Source organism: Pseudomonas fluorescens (assembly GCF_900215245.1).
Taxonomy (GTDB): domain Bacteria; phylum Pseudomonadota; class Gammaproteobacteria; order Pseudomonadales; family Pseudomonadaceae; genus Aquipseudomonas; species Aquipseudomonas fluorescens.
Genome location: NZ_LT907842.1, coordinates 4,078,259 through 4,097,827 on the forward strand (window position 1 = coordinate 4,078,259; position 19,569 = coordinate 4,097,827).

Genomic DNA, 19,569 nt, shown 5'->3' on the forward strand with positions numbered 1-19,569 from the left:
CGTGGCGCGTCCTTCGCGAGCAAGCCCGCGCCCGCATTCGAGCGCATTCCAAAAGGATGTACGCGATTAAATGTGGGCGCGGGCTTGCTCGCGAAGGCGGTCTGTCAGTCAGCGCTTCTCTTGCTTGTGGGGCAACGGCGCAAACAACGCCTCGATATCCTCGTTGCCCAACTGCCAATCGCCTGTCTTGCGTCCGTCCAGCACACCTGCCGCCAGGTCGGATTTTTCCTTCTGCAGGTGTTGGATTTTCTCCTCCACCGTGCCCCGGGCAATCATCTTGTAGACGAACACCGGCTTCTCCTGCCCGATGCGATACGCGCGGTCGGTGGCCTGGTTTTCCGTGGCCGGGTTCCACCATGGGTCGTAGTGAATGACCGTGTCGGCTTCGGTCAGGTTCAAGCCCACACCGCCAGCCTTCAAGCTGATCAGAAAAATCTGTAGCTTGCCGCTCTGGAAATCCTTCACCGGCGTGCGCCGGTCGCGGGTCTGGCCGGTCAACAGGGCGTAGGCCACGCCGCGCTTTTTCAGTTCGGCCTCGATCAGGCTCAGCATCGAGGTGAACTGGGAGAACAGCAGAATCCGGCGCCCTTCGGCAAACAGTTCTTCGAGCATTTCCATCAGGCTGTCCAGCTTGCCCGAACTGCTGCCTCGGGCGGGCAGGGTGGCGTCGTTGACCAGACGCAGGTCACAGCACACCTGGCGCAGCTTGAGCAGCGCTTCAAGAATGATGATCTGGCTGCGCGCGACGCCTTTACGGGTGATTTCATCGCGGACTTTTTTATCCATGGCCAGGCGCATGGTCTCGTACACATCGCGCTGGGCCTCATTGAGGTCAACCCAATGGATGATCTCGGTCTTGGGCGGCAACTCCGTTGCCACCTGTTCCTTGGTACGGCGCAGCAGGAAGGGTTTTATCCGACCGTTGAGGTGCTGCAAGCGCACGTCACTGGCGCGTTTTTCGATCGGCACGCGGTAATCGCGGTTGAAGCTTTTGACGTCACCCAGCCAGCCCGGCAGCAGGAAGTGAAACAGCGACCACAGCTCGCCCAGGTGGTTTTCCAGCGGTGTGCCACTCAGGCACAGGCGCTGGCGCGCATTCAGTTCGCGCGCCGCCTGCGCGGCCTTGCTCGTGGGGTTCTTGATGTACTGGGCTTCATCGAGGATCAGTATGTGCAAGGGCAGGGCGGCGAGCGGTTCGATGTCCTTGGGCAGCAAGGCATACGTGGTCAGCAGCAGGTCATAGTCCTGCAGGTTGGCGAAGTGCTTTTTGCGCGTCGCGCCATAGAGTGCCAGTACCTTGAGCTGCGGCGTGAAGTGCGCCGCTTCGTCGAGCCAGTTCGGGATCAGGCTGGTGGGCATCACCACCATGCACGGCCGGTCGAGGCGCCCGGCGGCTTTCTCGGTAAGAATATGCGCCAGGGTCTGCAGGGTTTTACCCAGGCCCATGTCGTCCGCGAGAATCCCGCCCACCTCAAGTTGGCGCAGCGACTGCATCCAGCTCAAGCCTTCCAGCTGGTAGGGGCGTAAGGTCGCGTTCAACCCCTCGGGCGCCACACAGCTGAAATCCTTGATGTCGCGCAGGCGCTGGGCGAAATTGCGGATCTTCTCGCCGCCCTCCCATTGCAACGGCAGGTCTTCCAGCGGGTTGAGGCGAATCGCATCGGCCTTGGCCAGGCGCAGCGTGGTGTTGCCGGGTTCTTGCAGGTAAAACTCGCCGAGGGTGGCCAGCACCGGTTTCAATCGGCCGTAGGGCAGTGCCACTTGCAGCGGGCCGTGGCCGTTGGGCAGGCCGGGAATATTCACCAGGATCAGTTCGTCGTCGCGGCGCCGCGCGAGTTTTTCCGGGTTGAGGATCTCGGTGTGGGAGCGCATCAGGTTGAGCAGGATCGGCAACAGGCTCAGCCGCTCACCATTGACGATGATGCCCAGTTCCAGGTCGAACCAGTCACGCTCCGGGCCCTCGTCGACCGTCGCGTACCAGTCGTCGACGGCGCTGAGGTCGAAGCCGAAATCCTCGTCGATCTGCAGTTCCCAACCCTCGGCGCGCAGGGCGGGCGACGCGTTAAGGGTAAAGTTCAGCCAGGCGCTGTCGTTGACCATCTCAAACAATTCACCGGCACTCTCCGGCAACGCCTTGCTCTGGCGCGTGGCGATCTTGAAACCCAGCACGCGCAGTTGCTCGCGATACGGCTGCTCCAGCTCCGGGTGGCGTTTGATGCGCAGGCTTTGGGTGTCCTGGCGCACGACGATATCGGCGTTCTTCTGCCCGCTGACATAGTTACCCAGGTAATTGAACGACAACGCGGCGCGGTGCTGGATATAGCGCTGCATCTTGCCGTTGCGCGGTTCAAACGCGCTGAACTCAACACTGGCCAGCCACAGGCGCGGCACGGGGCGCACCTCTTCCATCACCACTTGCGGCAACACCACGCGGTTATCCAGCACGGCCTGGAGCTTTTCCAGCAGCTCGGCATCCTGCGCCGCCGCCGGGTAGGCCAGGGTTTCCTGGACCTTGAGCAACACCGCCGCGATGTGTTTGCAGTTGGTGTGCACCGGGCACGTGCAGCGGCTGTCCACCAGGATCAACGTGCCTTTGGCCGATTCGCGCAGCGAAATGGTCTGCCGATAAACGTTGCCGCCCGAGCCTTCGCAACTGGCCACGATGGTGCTGTCGCCGGACTCGACGATGCGCACGCGGTTCTCCAGGGCGTAGCGCCGCCCGCGCTCAAGGCTTTGCTCTTTAAAGCGATTGGCCCACGAAGGGGCCAGGGGTTTGGTCAACGACGACGTCAGGGGCATGGCGCTGGATCAGTCCTGAATGTCGGGCGGTGGTGCGCTGGGTGGTTTGGCGGTCAGCGAAGTGATCTTGATCAGCAGGGCGAGGTGGCCGCCGTCGAGGTAGTTGAGCTGGTTGTTTTTGGTGCGCACGTCTTGCTGGCTCAGGTGTTCGCTGGCGATGACACTCCCGTTGGCGTCGAACTGGTTGATCCAGAAGTCGGCGTCGATGTCGGTAAAACGCCCCAGTTGCAGGTTCAGCGTGCCCTCGATGGGAAACTGGCCGAACTGCTCCTGGCCATCGCTGATGGCCAGTTTCACCGGTTGTTCGCCCAGGTTCTGGTCCCAGGCCCGATGGAGCAGCACGGTGTAGTGACTGTCGGCACGGAGTTTGTCGACGATGTTGCTCAGCCGCGGCGGGCTGATGTTGTCCGCCGGCAGGCGAGCAGCGCCGGCGTCCCAGTTTTCCGGCGCCGCGCGGCTGTTGATAGCCGGCTCGGCGTTCTGGCGGACCAGGATCATTTCCACCAGGTACGGGCTGTCGGCAAACGCCGAAGGGGCAACGACCACCAACAACAAGCTCAAAATGCGGAACAGGCGCATTGGGGCGTCCTTCAAGCAGATTTCGGGATGAGGCGCTCAAACAGCGCCTCTAATGTATTAAAGCGTTCTTCTGCACGTTCCATCGGCACCATGAACTTGAACAGCGTAGCCCCTTCGAACTTGTAGCGGTTGGGCTGGCCCTGAATCAGCTTGATCAGCACCAGCGGGTCCACCGGCGTTTGCGCTTCGAACTCGATGCGCCCGCCTTGTGGCCCGGCATCGACCTTCTTGATTCCAAGTTGCTCGGCCTGCAATTTGAGCAGGGTCAGGCGTACCAGGTTCTTGGTCGGCTCGGGCAACAGTCCAAAGCGGTCGATCATCTCCACTTGCAGGTCCTTGAGGCCTTCTTCGTCAGTGGCCGAGGCGATGCGCTTGTACAGGATCAGCCGCGCGTGTACGTCCGGCAGGTAGTCTTCCGGAATCAATGCCGGCAAGCGCAGGTTGATTTCCGGGCCGCCGCCCAAGGGTTGATCGAGGTTCGGTTGCTCGCCCTTGCGAATCGCTTTCACCGCGCGTTCGAGCATCTCCATATACAGGGTGAAGCCCACGGCCTGGATCTGCCCGCTCTGGCCGTCGCCCAACAGTTCGCCGGCACCACGAATTTCCAGGTCGTTGGTGGCCAGTACAAACCCGGCGCCGAGGTCCTGGGTGTTGGCGATGGCTTCCAAACGCTTTTCGGCGTCGCCGGTAATTTGCTGGCGCGGTGGCGTCAGCAAGTAGGCATACGCTTGGTGGTGGCTACGCCCGACGCGGCCGCGCAGTTGATGCAGCTGCGCCAGTCCGAACTTGTCGGCGCGCTCGATGATGATGGTGTTGGCACTCGGCACGTCGATGCCGGTCTCGATGATGGTCGAGGCGATCAGTACGTTGAAGCGCTTGTGGTAGAAGTCGCTCATCACCTGTTCGAGTTCGCGTTCGCGCATCTGCCCGTGGCCGATGGCGATGCGGGCTTCCGGCACCAGCTCGGCGAGGTCGGCGGCGCACTTCTCGATGGTCTTCACGTCGTTGTGCAGGTAATACACCTGGCCGCCGCGCAACAGCTCTCGCAGCAGCGCTTCCTTGACCGTGCTTTTGTTCTGCTCCATCACGAACGTGCGCACCGACAAGCGGCGTGCCGGCGGCGTAGCAATGATCGACAGGTCACGCATGCCCGACACGGCCATGTTCAGCGTGCGCGGAATCGGCGTGGCGGTGAGCGTAAGGATGTCGACTTCACTGCGCAGGGCTTTGAGCTGTTCTTTCTGGCGCACACCAAACCGGTGTTCTTCGTCGATGATCACCAGGCCCAGGTTCTTGATCTTCACGTCGTCCGACAGCAGCTTGTGCGTGCCGATCACGATGTCGATCTTGCCTTCCGCCAAATCGGCGATAGCCGCGTTCACTTCCTTGGCGGACTTGAAGCGGCTCATCACTTCCACCGTCACCGGCCAGTCGGCAAAGCGGTCGCGGAAGCTGTTGTAGTGCTGTTGGGCGAGCAGGGTGGTCGGCACCAGAATCGCCACCTGCTTACCGCCGTGTACGGCAATAAAGGCGGCGCGCATGGCCACTTCGGTCTTGCCGAAGCCCACGTCGCCACACACCAGGCGGTCCATCGGCTTGGGCGCGAGCATGTCGGCGCGCACCGCTTCGATGGTGGTTTGCTGGTCCGGGGTTTCTTCGAAGGCAAAGCCGGCGCTGAAGGTGGCGTAGTCGGCTTTCGGGTCGGCGAAGGCGTAACCTTCGCGGGCCGCACGGCGGGCATAGATGTCGAGCAATTCGGCGGCCACATCGCGCACTTGTTCGGCGGCTTTGCGCTTGGCTTTCTGCCAGGTCTCGGAGCCCAGGCGGTGCAACGGCGCCAGGGCATCGTCGCTGCCGGTGTAGCGGGCGATCAGGTGCAGGCTGGCCACCGGCACATAGAGCTTGGCGCCTTCGGCGTATTCCATGGTGAGGAATTCGGCGGCCTGGTTGTCGATCTCCAGGGTCTGCAGGCCCAGGTAGCGGCCCACGCCGTGGTCGATATGCACCACCGGCGCACCTTCGCGCAGCTCGGTCAGGTTTTTGATGACCGCGTCGTTGTTGGCGTCCGCGCGTTTTTCACGCCGGCGGCGCTGCATCACGCGTTGGCCGAACAGTGGGCTTTCGGCGATCAGCGCCAGGGCCGGGTCGTCCAGCAACAAACCTTCATCCAGCGGCGCGATGGTGATCGCCAGGCGTTCTTTGCTCGCGACAAAATCCGGCCAGCTGTCGACGGTTTTCGGGCGCAGCTTCAGGCGTTCGAGCAATTCCAGCAGCACTTCGCGGCGGCCGGCGGATTCGGCGGTAAACAGCACGCGGCCGGGGAAGTCACCGATGAAGTTGGACAGCGCCTCCAGCGGCTGTGTGGCTTTGGCCTGGATCGCCAGGTCCGGCAGGGTTCCGGCCGGGAAGCGTTCGCGGCCGCTGCCGGCGTCCACGTCTTGTTGACTGGCAACCACGCGCGGCCAGTTTTTCAGGCGGGCGAAGCAATCTTCCACCGGCAGGAACAGCTCGGCGGGCGGCAACAAAGGACGCGACGGATCGACGCGGCGCTCTTCATAGCGATTGCGCACGTCGTTCCAGAAGTTTTCTGCGGCCTGCTCGATGCCCGGCAGCGAGAACACCTGGGTGTCCTGGGGCAGGTAGTCGAACAGGGTGGAGGTTTCGTCAAAGAACAGCGGCAGGTAGTACTCGATACCGGCCGGTGTAATCCCGCTGCTCAAGTCCTGGAAAATCGGGCAGCGGCGGAAGTCGACGTCGAAGCGTTCACGAAAGCGTGCCTTGAAGCGCGTGACCGCGTCTTTTTGCAGCGGGAATTCCCGCGCCGGCAGCAACTTGATCGAGTCGACTTTATCAATGGAGCGTTGGTTGTCCGGGTCGAAGGTGCGCAAGGTTTCGATTTCGTCATCGAACAAGTCGATGCGGTACGGCAACTTGCTGCCCATCGGGAACAGGTCGATCAACGCGCCGCGCACGGCGAACTCGCCGTGTTCGTACACCGTGTCGACACAGCGGTAGCCGCTGGCCTCAAGGCGCGTGCGCATCTGCTCCACATCGAGCTTCTGGCCGACATCCAGCACCAGGCTGCTGCCGAGCAGGAACTTGGTCGGTGCCAGGCGATGCAGGGCCGTGGTGATCGGCACTACCAGCACGCCGTGGGCCAGTTCCGGCAAGCGGTACAGGCTGGCGATGCGCTGGGAGATGATGTCCTGGTGCGGCGAGAACAGATCGTAGGGCAGGGTTTCCCAGTCGGGAAAGTGCAGCACCGGCAAATCGGGGGCGAAGAAGCTCAGCTCCTGCTCCAGCCGCTCGGCGCTTTGGCTGTCGGCGGTGAGCAGCAGGGTAAAGCGCTTGGCTGCGCTGGCAGCCTCGGCAATGGCCAGGCTCAGGGCGGCACCGGGCAGGTTGCCCCAGTGCTGTTTACCTGCCGCGGCAGGGAGAAGCGGTAGACGCAGAACGGGCACGGAAGGTTGAGCTCCAAGCGTTGCGACAAAGTCGGTAATTGTAACGGCCCGAGGTGCCGCCTGTCAGTTGCTGACTGAGCCTATTACGGTTTGTAGGAAATGTAGTGGCTAAGACAAACAAAGGCGGGTTTTGACTCAATATGTAGTGCCATTTTATGCGGATGTTTCGGAGGGTTACGGACAAGTCGGGGTTGGCGCTCAATCAGCGGCCTTCTGGAACCCGCGTATTTACTGGGCTGCAGCGGGGTGTGATTTTTTCGCAAGCACTTTTTGTTGCCTGACGCGCATTGCTCCGAGGCCGGTCGGGCGGCATAATGTAGCCCCTTTTTTCTGCCCCTACATGTGGAAGGTTCCCGTGACTCAGAAGCCCGACCAGTGTCTTGGTGAATGGATCGACCGTGAAGCACTCGCTGAAGCGATGATTCCGCTTATCGGTCAGCTGTACCGCAATAACAATGTGGTGAGCTCGATCTATGGCCGCAGCCTGATCAACCAGTCAGTCATCGCGATTCTCAAAGCCCATCGCTTTGCTCGCCATCGTTCTGCCGACGACAGCGAACTCTCCGTCCACGAAACATTCCCTCTGCTTAAAGCCATGAGCGAGCTCAAGCTCGGCGCGGCCTCGGTAGACCTGGGCAAGTTGGCTTACAAATTCCGCAAAGAAGGTGCTGGCCGCAGCGCCGAGCAGTTCGTGCGTGAAGAAATGGCCGATGTGGTTGGCCAGCAAAACGCGACTGCTCGCAAAGGCACCGACGTCGTGCTGTACGGCTTCGGCCGTATCGGCCGCCTGCTGGCGCGCATCCTGATCGAAAAAACCGGTGGCGGCGACGGCCTGCGCCTGCGTGCCATCGTGGTGCGTAAAGGCGCCGAGAACGACCTGACCAAGCGCGCCAGCCTGCTGCGTCGCGACTCGGTACACGGTCCGTTCAACGGCACCATCGTCATCGACGAAGAAAACAACACCATCACCGCCAACGGTAACCTGATCCAGGTGATCTACGCGAAGAACCCGTCCGAGGTGGATTACACCCAGTACGGCATCAAGGACGCTCTGCTGGTGGACAACACCGGCGTATGGCGTGACGCCGAAGGCCTGGGCCAGCACCTGGCTTGCCCGGGTATCGATCGCGTGGTGCTGACGGCGCCTGGCAAAGGCAAGCTGAAGAACATCGTTCACGGCATCAACCACGGTGAAATCACCGCCGACGACAAGATCGTGTCCGCTGCGTCCTGCACCACCAACGCCATCGTGCCGGTGTTGAAGGCCGTGAATGACAAGTTCGGTATCGTTAACGGTCACGTTGAAACGGTTCACTCGTACACCAACGACCAGAACCTGATCGACAACTTCCACAAAGGCGATCGCCGTGGCCGTAGCGCCGCGCTGAACATGGTGATCACCGAGACCGGTGCTGCCACCGCTGCTGCCAAGGCCCTGCCTGAGCTGGCCGGCAAGCTGACCGGTAACGCGATCCGCGTTCCGACGCCAAACGTGTCGATGGCCATTCTCAACCTGAACCTTGAGAAAGCCGCCACCCGCGAAGAAATGAACGAGTACCTGCGCTACATGGCGCTGCACTCCGACCTGCATAAGCAGATCGACTTCGTTAATTCGCAGGAAGTGGTTTCCACCGACTTCGTTGGCTCGCGCCACGCCGGTGTGGTGGACGCTGAAGCGACCATCACCCAGGACAACCGCGTTGTACTGTACGTCTGGTACGACAACGAGTTCGGCTACAGCTGCCAGGTGGTTCGTGTGATGGAAGACATGGCCGGGGTTAACCCGCCTGCGTTCCCACGCTAAGCCTTTGCAATGAAAAAGCCCCGACTGGTTCGGGGCTTTTTTGTGCCTGCGGGTTTTGTAGTGGTTGGAAGGGCCTCTTCGTGAGCAAGCCCGCTCCCACATTCCCCCGCGTTTCTTCAGGCTATACGCGCTTAAGTGTGGGAGCGGGCTTGCTCGCGAAGGCGACCCATCAGGCGCCGCCAACCACTGAGGCCTGCGCCGTGCGCAGCTCATGCCGATTGCCCTTGAACAGGATCAACGTCGCAATCAACCCCAGCACCGCCGCCCCACTGAGCCAGATCCCCGGCGCCGCCTTGTTATCCAGCACATGGATCAGGTAGGTGCAGGCCGCCGGCGTAAACCCGCCGAACGTTGCGGTCGCCAGGCTGTAGGCCAGGGAGAAGCCGGTGGTACGCACTTCCACCGGCATGATCTCGGTCAGCGCCACCACCATCGCACCGTTGTACGAGCCGTACAGGAACGACAACCACAACAACACAATCAGCAAGTGGTTGAAGCTCGGGTTGGCCACCAGCCAGGACAGCGCCGGGTAAGCCGTGAGGATCGCCAGAATCGTCGCACCCAGCAGCAGCGGTTTGCGCCCGATCTTGTCCGACACCGCGCCCATCACCGGCAGCCAGATGAAGTTGGAAATGCCCACGCATACCGTCACCAGCAGCGCATCGAAATCCGAGAGGTGCAATTCGGCCTTGCCGAAGGTCGGGGTGTAGGCGGTGATCAGGTAGAACGACACGGTGGTCATTACCACCAGGGCCATACCCGCGATGACGATGCCAAAGTTCTGACCGATCGAACGAACGATTTCCTGCAGGGTAGGGCGGTGTTTACGCGCCTGGAACTCAGGGGTTTCTTCCAGCGAGCGGCGAATCACGAAAATCACCGGCACGATCAGGCAGCCGATCAGGAACGGCACGCGCCAGCCCCAATCACCCATCTCTTCCGGGCTGAGCCAGTGGTTGAGGCCCACACCCAGCAAGCCGGCGAACACCACAGCGGCTTGCTGGCTGGCGGACTGCCAACTGACGAAAAAGCCCTTGCGGCCGGGTGTGGCGATTTCTGCCAGGTACACCGACACACCGCCCAGCTCGACGCCGGCAGAGAAACCCTGAAGCAGTCGACCGAACAGCACGATCAGCGGCGCGGCCACACCCAGGGTGGCATAGCCGGGCACGCAGGCGATGAGGATGGTGCCGGCGGCCATCAAGGCCAAGGTGATCACCAGGCCTTTCTTGCGGCCGTGGCGATCGATGTAGGCACCGAGGAAGATTGCGCCCAGTGGCCGCATCAGGAACCCGGCGCCGAAGGTCGCCAGGGACAGCATCAACGAGGCAAACGCGCTGTCGCTGGGAAAGAAGGTTTTGGCAATGGCTGTGGCATAGAAGCCATAGACCATGAAGTCGAACATCTCAAGGAAGTTGCCGCTGACAACGCGAAAAATCGCTTTGCCTTTGCCCGTGGTGGTGGACATGTCATGCACTCATTTTGGCTGTCTTATTAGTGATCCCTGGTCATCATTCGTCCCTGCTGTAGTTTTGTAACAATATGTGTATTGGCCATTACAGGCAATAAAAACTGATAGCAAGCTGACGATTTGCCGCAAGAGCCGAGGGCGAATAGAGGTCAATGTGGGAAACCCCTGTGGGAGCTGGCTTGCCTGCGATAGCGGTGTGTCAGGTAGCAAATGAGTTGCCGACCCACCGCCATCGCAGGCAAGCCAGCTCCCACATTGGTTTTGCGTTGTTTTCGAGGGTTGCGTTCAGTTGAGGAGGCTGTTGCGCAGGCTGTCCGACAGGCCTTTCGGTGCCAGCCAAATGCCCAGATAGGCTTTTGCCAGCTCATCATCGCGACTGCTGAACACCACCTGCTCGTTGATCTCCAGGTTCAACCCACGGCCAGGGCGAAAATCCAGGGCGTAACGATCACCGCTGCGGATGTTGCGAAAGCTGGCGTGCAGTTGATCCAGTTCGGGCTTCAAGCGGGCGAGGGTGGTGCTGCTTTGCTGGCGCTTGAGGGTGGTGAGGGCGGCCTTGATCACATCGTTGCGGTCGATGTCGCGAAAGTAGTACAGCACCAGGCGCAGGTCCTGCTGTTGGTCGAGGGCCTGTTTGGCGCCGAGGTTGGCTGGGGCGTACAACGCGGCCGCGTAGACATCGGCCCACAGATAGACCAGCACTGCCTGGTTTTTCAGGACCAGCGCATGCGATTGCCTGGGGAAATCGGCTTGCTTGAGCCGATCCGCCTCACTGGCCTGCACTGCAAGCGAAAAAATCATCATTAAACAGAAAACGACATACCGCATAATGGTTCGTCCCGCGAAAGTGAGTGTCAGTAGTCTAATTCCAAATTCCGTGTTCTGTAGTAAAGGCAAGACTGGCCTACGACGCGACCAAGGGTTAATGTTCGCGGCGTTGAGCCTTATATAGACTGTGCCCCGGCTCACACACTTGAGCCAAATTGTCCTTCATGCCCGCTGGCCGCGGCATGATTTAGCCAGGCGTCCAACCGTACGCCTGGCCTGTTCTGAGGAGTACGCATGGCTGTCTACAACTACGACGTGGTGGTACTGGGTTCCGGCCCGGCTGGAGAAGGTGCGGCGATGAACGCCGCCAAAGCTGGGCGCAAGGTGGCGATGGTCGATAGCCGTCGCCAGGTCGGCGGTAACTGCACCCACCTGGGTACCATCCCGTCCAAGGCCTTGCGTCACTCGGTGCGCCAGATCATGCAGTTCAACACCAATCCGATGTTCCGGGCCATTGGTGAGCCGCGTTGGTTCTCGTTCCCGGACGTGTTGAAAAGCGCCGAGAAAGTCATCTCCAAACAAGTCGCGTCGCGCACCGGCTACTACGCCCGTAACCGTGTCGACCTGTTCTTCGGCACCGGCAGTTTCGCCGATGAGCAGACCGTTGAAGTGGTCTGCGCCAATGGCGTGGTCGAGAAGCTGGTGGCCAAGCACATCATCATCGCCACCGGTTCGCGCCCGTATCGCCCGGCCGATATCGATTTCCACCACCCGCGTATCTACGATAGCGACACCATCCTGAGCCTGGGCCACACCCCGCGCAAACTGATCATCTACGGCGCCGGCGTGATCGGCTGTGAATACGCCTCGATCTTCAGCGGCCTGGGGGTGCTGGTCGAGCTGGTCGATAACCGTGATCAGTTGCTGAGCTTCCTCGACTCGGAAATTTCCCAGGCGTTGAGCTACCACTTCAGCAACAACAACATCACCGTGCGCCACAACGAAGAGTACGAGCGGGTCGAAGGCCTGGACAACGGGGTGATCCTGCACCTCAAGTCCGGCAAAAAGATCAAGGCCGACGCCTTGCTGTGGTGCAACGGCCGTACCGGCAACACCGACAAGCTGGGCATGGAAAACATCGGGGTCAAGGTCAACAGCCGTGGCCAGATCGAAGTGGACGAGAACTACCGCACCTGCGTGACCAACATCTATGGCGCCGGTGACGTGATCGGCTGGCCAAGCCTGGCCAGTGCCGCGCATGACCAGGGCCGTTCGGCGGCCGGCAGCATTGTCGACAACGGCAGCTGGCGTTATGTGAACGACGTGCCGACCGGGATCTACACGATTCCCGAGATCAGCTCGATCGGCAAGAACGAACACGAACTGACCAAGGCCAAGGTGCCTTACGAAGTGGGCAAGGCGTTCTTCAAGAGCATGGCGCGTGCGCAGATCGCCGGTGAGCCGCAAGGCATGCTGAAGATCCTGTTCCACCGCGAAACCCTGGAAGTCCTCGGCGTGCATTGCTTCGGCTACCAGGCTTCGGAGATCGTGCACATCGGTCAGGCGATCATGAGCCAGCCGGGTGAGCAAAATACCCTCAAGTACTTTGTGAACACCACGTTCAACTACCCGACCATGGCCGAAGCCTATCGGGTAGCGGCCTACGACGGCCTCAACCGGCTTTTTTGAGCGGCTCCGGCCGGTGGCCTGAGCCGGCCGGGGAGACCGATTTCAGTAATTATCGAGGGTGGCAGTGGCCAAACCGGGAAAGTCTGTAATCAGGCTATCTACGCCGAAGTCGGCGAGCCTGCGCATCAGCGCAGGTTCGTTGACGGTCCACACGGACACATGCAAACCCTGGCGCTGGGCTTTTTCCAGCCGCTCGGGGGTGCACAACGTCCAGTTCAACGCCAGAAACTCACAGCCGTAGTTTTGCGCGACCTTCAACGGGTCGAGCCAGGCGTATTCGGCGACCAGCCCGCGTGACAGGTCCGGGGTGAGTTCGACGGCGGCTTTGAGCACTTCCCGCGAGCTTGAGGTCACCGTGACCTTGTCCATCAGGCCGAAACGCACGGCCATCTCGCGAATGGCCAGCACCGTGGTCGCGGCGCGGGTGCGTGAGGCGCTTTTGACTTCCAGTTGCCAGTGATCGAAGTCGCACTTTTCGAACAGTTCTTCCAGGCGCGGGATCGGGCACGGGCTGACCCAGCCTGGGCCGCCTTTGCGCGCGTCGATCTTCACAAGGTCGGCTGCCGAATACTCGACGACTTTGCCGCGCCGGTCGGCCGTGCGCTTGAGGGTCGGGTCGTGGATCACCATCAGCTCGCCGTCCATGGACAGGTGCAAATCCAGTTCGCAGCGGCGTACACCGTGCTTGAGGCACTCCTGGAAGCTGGTCAGGGTGTTTTCCGGTGCTTCGCCTTTGGCACCGCGGTGGCCGTAAATCAGGGTCACAGTTGCTCCTTTGCGCCAGGTTGTCTGGCGGGGTGAATACGAATTCAGGTGTCTTGGGCGTCGCTCTGTTCCCGTGCCAGGCGTCGTTCCTGGGCTTGTTTCTGCAAGATATAGCGTGCCAGCAACTGGCGCTGGGCGTCGGTCATGGATTCGAACTCAGTGCCCACGTCAAATGCGTCCCCCTCGGGGTCGCAATGGGTGACGCGGGCGCGCAGCAGCAAGCCGAGCGCCTGGGGCATCAGCACCAGCTTGACGGCCAGGTGAGCACCGAGTGCCAGGGGAGTGGGGTGCTTGAAGTCAATGCCGCCCTCGGAAATGACCACCGGCTGCGGCGCGCCCACCTCATCGAGGAGGCCACGGGCCATGATCTGGCTGAGCAGATCCACGCGTTTGTTCTGGACTTTGAGGAAGGCTGCCAGGCTGCGATCTTTCTCGTTGATCTGGCGCAACAGGTGCTGGGCTTCGAATTCGCTGAGGTGCAGTTCGCTGAGCAGGTTGAACAGCGGAGAATCATCCAGCAACACTTCCTTGCTCGCCGCTTCCGGGGCAGACAGTGTGCTGATTTGAAGTGCGATCATGTCGTCGATACGGTAGTATTCGCGGCGTTCTTCTTCATCTAATGTCGACATGGCGAACCCAAAGTAGCGGTAATGGTCTGAGTGTAAAGCTGCTTACCTGACCCCGCCACCGGGACGTCTTCTTTTCCTCCGAACAAGCCCCGACATGTTCAGACCTCTCTTCGTATTTATTGGCACGCGTTATACCCGTGCAAAGCGCCGCAATCATTTTGTGTCGTTCATTTCCCTCACCTCGATGATCGGGCTCGCCTTGGGCGTGGTCGTGATGATCGTGGTGCTGTCGGTGATGAACGGCTTCGACCATGAGATGCGCACCCGCGTGCTGGGCATGGTGCCCCACGCGACCATCGAGTCCGATGAACCCATCAGCGACTGGCCAAGCCTGGCCGACAAGGTCAAGCAGAACCCCAAGGTGGTGGCCGTTGCGCCATTCACCCAGATGCAGGGGCTGCTGACCAACGACGGCAAGGTGCAGAAAATCCTGCTCAATGGCATCGACCCGGCCCAGGAACGAAACGTGTCGATCATCGACAAGTTCATGTTGCAGGGCAAACTCGACGACCTGGCCCCCGGCAGCTTCGGCATCGTGATCGGCGACAAGGCCGCGGCCAAGCTCGGCGTGGGCATCGGCGACAAGCTGACCTTTGTCGCGCCGGAAGTCACCGTGACCCCGGCGGGCATGTTCCCGCGCATGAAGCGCTTTACCGTGGTCGGCACCTTCCACGTCGGCGCCGGCGAGATCGACGGCTACCTCGGCCTGACCAACCTCACCGACCTGGCACGCCTGCATCGCTGGCAGCCGGACCAGGTGCAGGGCCTGCGCCTCAAGTTCAACGACCTGTTCGACGCACCGCGCGGCGCCTGGGAAATCGCCCAGCACCTGGGTGAATCCAAGTACTACGCCCGTGACTGGACCCGTACCCACGGCAACCTGTACCAGGCCATCCGCATGGAAAAAGCCATGATCGGCCTGTTGTTGCTGCTGATCGTCGCCGTGGCCGCGTTCAACATCATCTCCACCCTGGTGATGGTGGTGAACGACAAGAAGGGCGATATCGCCATCCTGCGTACCCTTGGCGCCACGCCGGGGCAGATCATGGCGATTTTCATGGTGCAGGGCACCGTGATCGGCGTGGTCGGCACCTTGATCGGCACCGCCGTCGGCATTTTGGCCGCGCTGAACGTCAGCGCCGCCATCGCCGCGCTGGAAAAAGTCATCGGCCACAAGTTTCTCAACGCTGACGTCTACTTCATCGACTACTTGCCGTCCCAGGTTCAGGCCCAGGACGTGTTGATGGTGGGCGGCGCCGCGTTGGTATTGAGTTTCCTTGCCACCCTGTATCCAGCCTGGCGCGCGGCACGTACCCAGCCAGCACAGGCCTTACGTTATGAGTGAATCGGGCATGAGTGAAAAAGCGATTTTGAGCTGCCGCAACCTGGGCAAATCCTACGAGGAAGGTCCGGAATCGGTGGTGGTGTTGTCCAACCTGCAGCTGGAACTGCACCCGGGCGAGCGCGTGGCGATCGTCGGCAGTTCCGGTTCGGGCAAAAGTACCTTGCTCAACCTGTTGGGCGGCCTGGATACGCCGTCCCAGGGCAGCGTATGGCTGGCCGGCGAAGAATTGTCGGCTCTCGGTGAGAAGGCGCGCGGTCAACTGCGCAACCGTTCGTTGGGTTTTGTCTACCAGTTCCACCATTTGCTGCCGGAATTCACTGCCCTGGAAAACGTGTGCATGCCGCTGCTGATCGGCAAGACCGCGATCCCGGAAGCCCGCCAGCGCGCCAAGGCGTTGCTGGAGCGCGTCGGCCTCGGCCATCGCCTGGAGCACAAGCCGGCCGAGCTGTCCGGCGGTGAGCGCCAGCGCGTGGCGATTGCCCGCGCACTGGTGAACAAACCAGGCCTGGTGATGCTTGACGAGCCGACCGGCAACCTCGACTCCCACACCGCTCAGGGCATCAAGGATTTGATGCTGGAACTGAGCACCCAGATGCGCACCGCGTTCCTGGTGGTGACCCATGACATGAGCATGGCCCGCCAGATGGACCGCGTGTTGCACCTGCAGGAAGGTCATCTGGTCGCCATCTGACCCGTTTCAAGCCCGGCGCCTGGCGCTGGGCTTTTTCATTTTTTCAACGGTGCCCGCGAATGTTCAGACCGTTATCGATTTTCATCGGCACGCGCTATACCCGCGCCAAGCGCCGCAACCGTTTTGTTTCGTTTATCTCGATGACCTCGATGATCGGCCTCGCCCTGGGCGTGCTCGCGATGATCGTGGTGTTGTCGGTAATGAACGGCTTCCAGCGCGAAATGAGCACACGCATTCTCGGCATGGTGCCGCACGCCACCATCGTCGGTGTGAACCCGATTGATGATTGGCAGCCGGTGGCCGCTGCGGCGATGAAGAACCCGGAAGTCACCGCAGCGGTGCCTTTCACGCAGATGGACGGCATGTTCTCCTACAAAGGCGCGATGCAGCCGATCGAGATCAGCGGCGTCGACCCAGCCCAGGAAGGCAAGGTCTCGATCGTGGCCCAGCATATTGTGCGCGGCAAGCTGGAAGACCTGAAAGCCGGCGAGTTCGGCGTGGTCATCGGCGACATCACCGCACGGCGCTTCCGCCTGAACGTGGGCGACAAGCTCACCCTGATCGTCCCGGAAATCAGCACGGCACCGGGTGGTATCACCCCGCGTATGCAACGTTTGAACGTGGTCGGTATCTTCAAGGTCGGCGCCGAGCTGGATGGCTCCATGGCCTTGATCAACATGGCCGACGCCGCCGAGATCCAGCACTGGCAGCCGAACCAGGTGCAAAGCGTGCGCCTGGCGGTGAAGGACCTGTACGCAGCGCCCAAGGTTTCGGCGGACATCGCTGCCAGCTTGGGCGCGGCCTACAAGCCGGATGACTGGACCCACACCCAGGGCAGCCTGTTCAGTGCGATGAAGATGGAAAAGACCATGATCGGCCTGCTGTTGCTGATGATCGTCGCCGTCGCCGCGTTCAACATCATTGCCACGCTGATCATGGTGGTGAACGACAAGGGCGCCGACATCGCGATTCTGCGCACCATCGGCGCCACGCCACGGCAGATCATGGCGATCTTCATGGTGCAGGGCACGGTGATAGGCATCGTCGGCACCCTGATCGGCGGCGTGCTGGGGGTGATTGCGGCGTTGAACGTGAGTGAGTTGGTGGGTTGGCTGGAGCGCGTGAGCGGCCAGCATATCTTCAGTTCGGACGTGTACTTCGTCAGCAACCTGCCTTCGGAACTGCAGGGCGGCGATGTGCTGCTGATTTGCTCGGCGGGGTTTGTGTTGAGCTTCTTGGCGACGCTGTACCCGGCGTATCGGGCGGCGAAGATTGAGCCGGCGCATGCGCTCAGGTATTCGTAAAGTCTGAGACCGCTATCGCAGGCAAGCCAGCTCCCACATTTGAATGTATTCACACATCAAAATGTGGGAGCCGGGCTTGCCCGCGATAGGGCCGGTACAGCTTGCATCAATCTGCTGTTGGCAACTCAATCACAAACCTGGTCCACCCCGCCCCAGACTCACAGTAAATCCTCCCGCCATGCGCCCGCACAATCGACTGGGTAATCGCCAGCCCCAGCCCCGCATGCTCGCTGCTGCCTTCACGGCGCGCCGGGTCCGCACGGTAGAACCGATCAAACAACCTCGGTAACAACGCCGCTGGAATGCCTTCGCCGGTATTCTCCACCGTCAGCGTCACGCCCTGTTTGCGTTCAACCATCCGCACCCGCACCTCGCCACCGGCCGGGGTAAACCTGAGCGCGTTATCGAGCAAATTCGACAACGCCCGGCGCAACATGCCGCGATCAGCCGCCGTGTGCGCGGCGCCCTCGCGCACCAGGCTCACGTGGGCGTCCTCGGCCAACAAGGCGAAGAACTCCAGCAGCGCCTCCACTTCAGCTTCCAGCACCAAGGCTTCGTGCTTGGGCATGAGCAGCCCGTGATCGGCCTTGGCCAGGTACAACATGTCATTTACCAACTGCGCCATCCATTGCAGTTCTTCCAGGTTGCTGTGCAGCGCTTCGCGGTAATCTTCCAGCGGGCGCGGCTGAGTGAGGATGACCTGGGTGTGGGTCAGCAGGTTCGACAGGGGCGTGCGCAGTTCGTGGGCGATGTCGGCGGAGAAGGCCGAGAGGCGCTGGAACGAATCGTCGAGGCGGCCCAGCATCGCGTTGAAGGCCTGGGCCAGTTCGGCGAGTTCCACGGGCATTTGCTGCTGGGGCAGGCGTTGGGTCAAGGAATGCGCCGACACCCCGGCGGCCACTTCACTCATGCGCCGCAACGGCCGCAAGCCACTGCGTGCCGCCCAGGCGCCGAGCAGCGCGGTGGCCAGCGCCGAGAGGCCGACGGTCAGCCAGATCAGATGCTGCATGCGTTGCAGGAAGTGCTGGTGATGGGTGATGTCGAGCATCAGGCTCAGTTGCGGCGAGCCCGGCTGGTTTGGCAGCAACGGCACGTTGTACACGCGGTAGTCGGTGCCGGCGTTTTGCAGGCTGTGCAGGCCTGGCGCTGCGGGCAGTGCGACGCCCGGTGCGCCGTCATACCAGCGCTGGCCGGCGGCCGTAATGCGCAACGCCAGGTCGGGTTGCCGGTTGAGTTCAGTGCGCAATTGCGCTTCGCGCTGGGCGAACAACTGTGGCGTATCCACACCCTGCAACGTGCTGCGCAGCGCCACCAGTTTGCCGTCGAGCAACTGTTGGTCGAGTTCGACAAAGTGGGCCTCACTGGCCTGGTTGAAGAGCACGCCGGCGATCAACGAGACCACCGCCGTGCACGCCGCAAACAGCAGCGCCAGGCGGCTGGCCAGGGACAGGCGCTTGATCAATTGCACCGTTCCTCCAACACATAGCCCATGCCGCGCACGGTGTGGATCAGCTTGTTGGGGAAGTGGTCATCGACTTTCAGGCGCAATCGGCGGATCGCCACTTCGATGATGTTGGTGTCGCTGTCGAAATTCATGTCCCACACTTGAGAGGCGATCAGCGACTTGGGCAGCACTTCGCCCTGGCGGCGCAGCAACAGCTCCAGCAGCGAGAATTCCTTGGCGGTGAGGTCGATGCGCTGGCCGTCCCGTTCGACGCGGCGGCGGATCAGGTCCAGGCGCAGGTCAGCCAGTTGCAGCGCGGTGTCCTGCGGTGTGCTGCTGCCACGGCGCAACAGGCTGCGCACCCGGGCCAGCAGTTCGGAAAAGGCGAAGGGTTTGACCAGGTAATCGTCGGCGCCCAGTTCCAGGCCGTGCACGCGGTCTTCCACCGCATCGCGGGCGGTGAGGAACAGCACCGGGAGGTCCAGGCCGGCACTGCGCACGGCCTGCAGGATTTGCCAGCCGTCACGGCCCGGCAGCATCACATCAAGGATCAACAGGTCGTAATCACCGGTCAGCGCCAGGTGTTGCCCGCTGGTGCCGTCGGCGACCAATTCGGTGGTAAAGCCCGCCTCGGTCAGGCCCTGGCGCAGGTAGTGGCCGGTTTTCGGTTGGTCTTCAACGATCAGCAGTTTCATGGGCAGCTCTTGGCAGCGGGTCACGATGGGCTTTATACCGTGGGCGCCAGGGCAGGGGCGCAACCTGACAAAGTTGTAATCTAGCAGTCAGCTGGCTGGCAGCGGGGCCATCTTAAAGTGCTGAG

The 19,569-nt window shown here is 61.5% G+C and carries 14 protein-coding genes; 5 read left to right on the forward strand and 9 right to left on the reverse strand.

The annotated features are described in order from the left end of the window. Window positions 1-108: 108 nt before the first annotated feature. From CPH89_RS19100 to mfd, 3 genes are read right to left on the reverse strand one after another with little or no spacing between them, the layout of a single operon-like run. Window positions 109-2,799: a DEAD/DEAH box helicase gene (locus tag CPH89_RS19100; RefSeq protein ID WP_053255045.1), complete on the reverse strand. Its 2,691-nt coding sequence runs from the start codon at window positions 2,797-2,799 to the stop codon at window positions 109-111. Window positions 2,800-2,808: 9 nt separating this feature from the next. Then, window positions 2,809-3,378, reverse strand: coding sequence for a CsiV family protein (locus tag CPH89_RS19105; RefSeq protein ID WP_053255046.1), 570 nt, complete (start codon window positions 3,376-3,378; stop codon window positions 2,809-2,811). Between the two features lie 11 nt (window positions 3,379-3,389). Further along, window positions 3,390-6,839: a transcription-repair coupling factor gene (gene mfd / locus CPH89_RS19110; RefSeq protein WP_053255047.1), complete on the reverse strand. Its 3,450-nt coding sequence runs from the start codon at window positions 6,837-6,839 to the stop codon at window positions 3,390-3,392. 340 nt (window positions 6,840-7,179) lie between these two features. On the opposite strand from mfd, the gene CPH89_RS19115 reads away from it, so the two are divergent. After that, on the forward strand, window positions 7,180-8,643 hold the full coding sequence (locus tag CPH89_RS19115) for a glyceraldehyde-3-phosphate dehydrogenase (RefSeq protein WP_053255048.1): 1,464 nt from the start codon (window positions 7,180-7,182) through the stop codon (window positions 8,641-8,643). Window positions 8,644-8,812: 169 nt separating this feature from the next. Here the strand turns inward: CPH89_RS19115 and tcuC are convergent, their stop codons facing one another. Continuing rightward, on the reverse strand, window positions 8,813-10,111 hold the full coding sequence (gene tcuC / locus CPH89_RS19120; protein ID WP_053255049.1) for an MFS transporter: 1,299 nt from the start codon (window positions 10,109-10,111) through the stop codon (window positions 8,813-8,815). Window positions 10,112-10,399: 288 nt separating this feature from the next. Then, window positions 10,400-10,942, reverse strand: coding sequence for a chalcone isomerase family protein (locus CPH89_RS19125; protein ID WP_053255050.1), 543 nt, complete (start codon window positions 10,940-10,942; stop codon window positions 10,400-10,402). A gap of 234 nt (window positions 10,943-11,176) precedes the next feature. On the opposite strand from CPH89_RS19125, the gene sthA reads away from it, so the two are divergent. Further along, window positions 11,177-12,571, forward strand: coding sequence for a Si-specific NAD(P)(+) transhydrogenase (gene sthA, locus CPH89_RS19130; protein ID WP_012722857.1), 1,395 nt, complete (start codon window positions 11,177-11,179; stop codon window positions 12,569-12,571). A 42-nt stretch (window positions 12,572-12,613) separates the two neighbouring features. Here the strand turns inward: sthA and CPH89_RS19135 are convergent, their stop codons facing one another. Further along, window positions 12,614-13,336 (reverse strand): glycerophosphodiester phosphodiesterase, encoded by a 723-nt coding sequence (locus CPH89_RS19135; protein WP_053255051.1) that lies wholly within the window; start codon window positions 13,334-13,336, stop codon window positions 12,614-12,616. A 44-nt stretch (window positions 13,337-13,380) separates the two neighbouring features. Next, window positions 13,381-13,965 carry a PilZ domain-containing protein gene (locus CPH89_RS19140; protein WP_053255052.1) on the reverse strand — a complete coding sequence of 195 codons (585 nt, stop codon included), beginning with the start codon at window positions 13,963-13,965 and terminating at the stop codon, window positions 13,381-13,383. Between the two features lie 94 nt (window positions 13,966-14,059). On the opposite strand from CPH89_RS19140, the gene CPH89_RS19145 reads away from it, so the two are divergent. From CPH89_RS19145 to CPH89_RS19155, 3 genes are read left to right on the forward strand one after another with little or no spacing between them, the layout of a single operon-like run. Beyond that, window positions 14,060-15,310 (forward strand): lipoprotein-releasing ABC transporter permease subunit, encoded by a 1,251-nt coding sequence (locus CPH89_RS19145; protein ID WP_053255053.1) that lies wholly within the window; start codon window positions 14,060-14,062, stop codon window positions 15,308-15,310. Between the two features lie 7 nt (window positions 15,311-15,317). Next, window positions 15,318-16,001, forward strand: a complete 684-nt coding sequence (gene lolD / locus CPH89_RS19150) for a lipoprotein-releasing ABC transporter ATP-binding protein LolD (protein WP_167422751.1) — start codon at window positions 15,318-15,320, stop codon at window positions 15,999-16,001. 59 nt (window positions 16,002-16,060) lie between these two features. Then, entirely contained in the window at window positions 16,061-17,305 is a 1,245-nt protein-coding gene (locus tag CPH89_RS19155; RefSeq protein WP_053255055.1) for a lipoprotein-releasing ABC transporter permease subunit, read from the forward strand. A gap of 106 nt (window positions 17,306-17,411) precedes the next feature. Here CPH89_RS19155 and CPH89_RS19160 read toward each other — a convergent pair whose 3' ends face one another. Together CPH89_RS19160 and CPH89_RS19165 are read right to left on the reverse strand one after the other, a co-directional pair. Continuing rightward, window positions 17,412-18,767: a heavy metal sensor histidine kinase gene (locus CPH89_RS19160; RefSeq protein ID WP_053255354.1), complete on the reverse strand. Its 1,356-nt coding sequence runs from the start codon at window positions 18,765-18,767 to the stop codon at window positions 17,412-17,414. Further along, window positions 18,764-19,444 carry a heavy metal response regulator transcription factor gene (locus tag CPH89_RS19165; protein ID WP_053255056.1) on the reverse strand — a complete coding sequence of 227 codons (681 nt, stop codon included), beginning with the start codon at window positions 19,442-19,444 and terminating at the stop codon, window positions 18,764-18,766. The genes CPH89_RS19160 and CPH89_RS19165 overlap by 4 nt, the downstream gene beginning before the upstream one ends. Window positions 19,445-19,569: the final 125 nt, after the last annotated feature.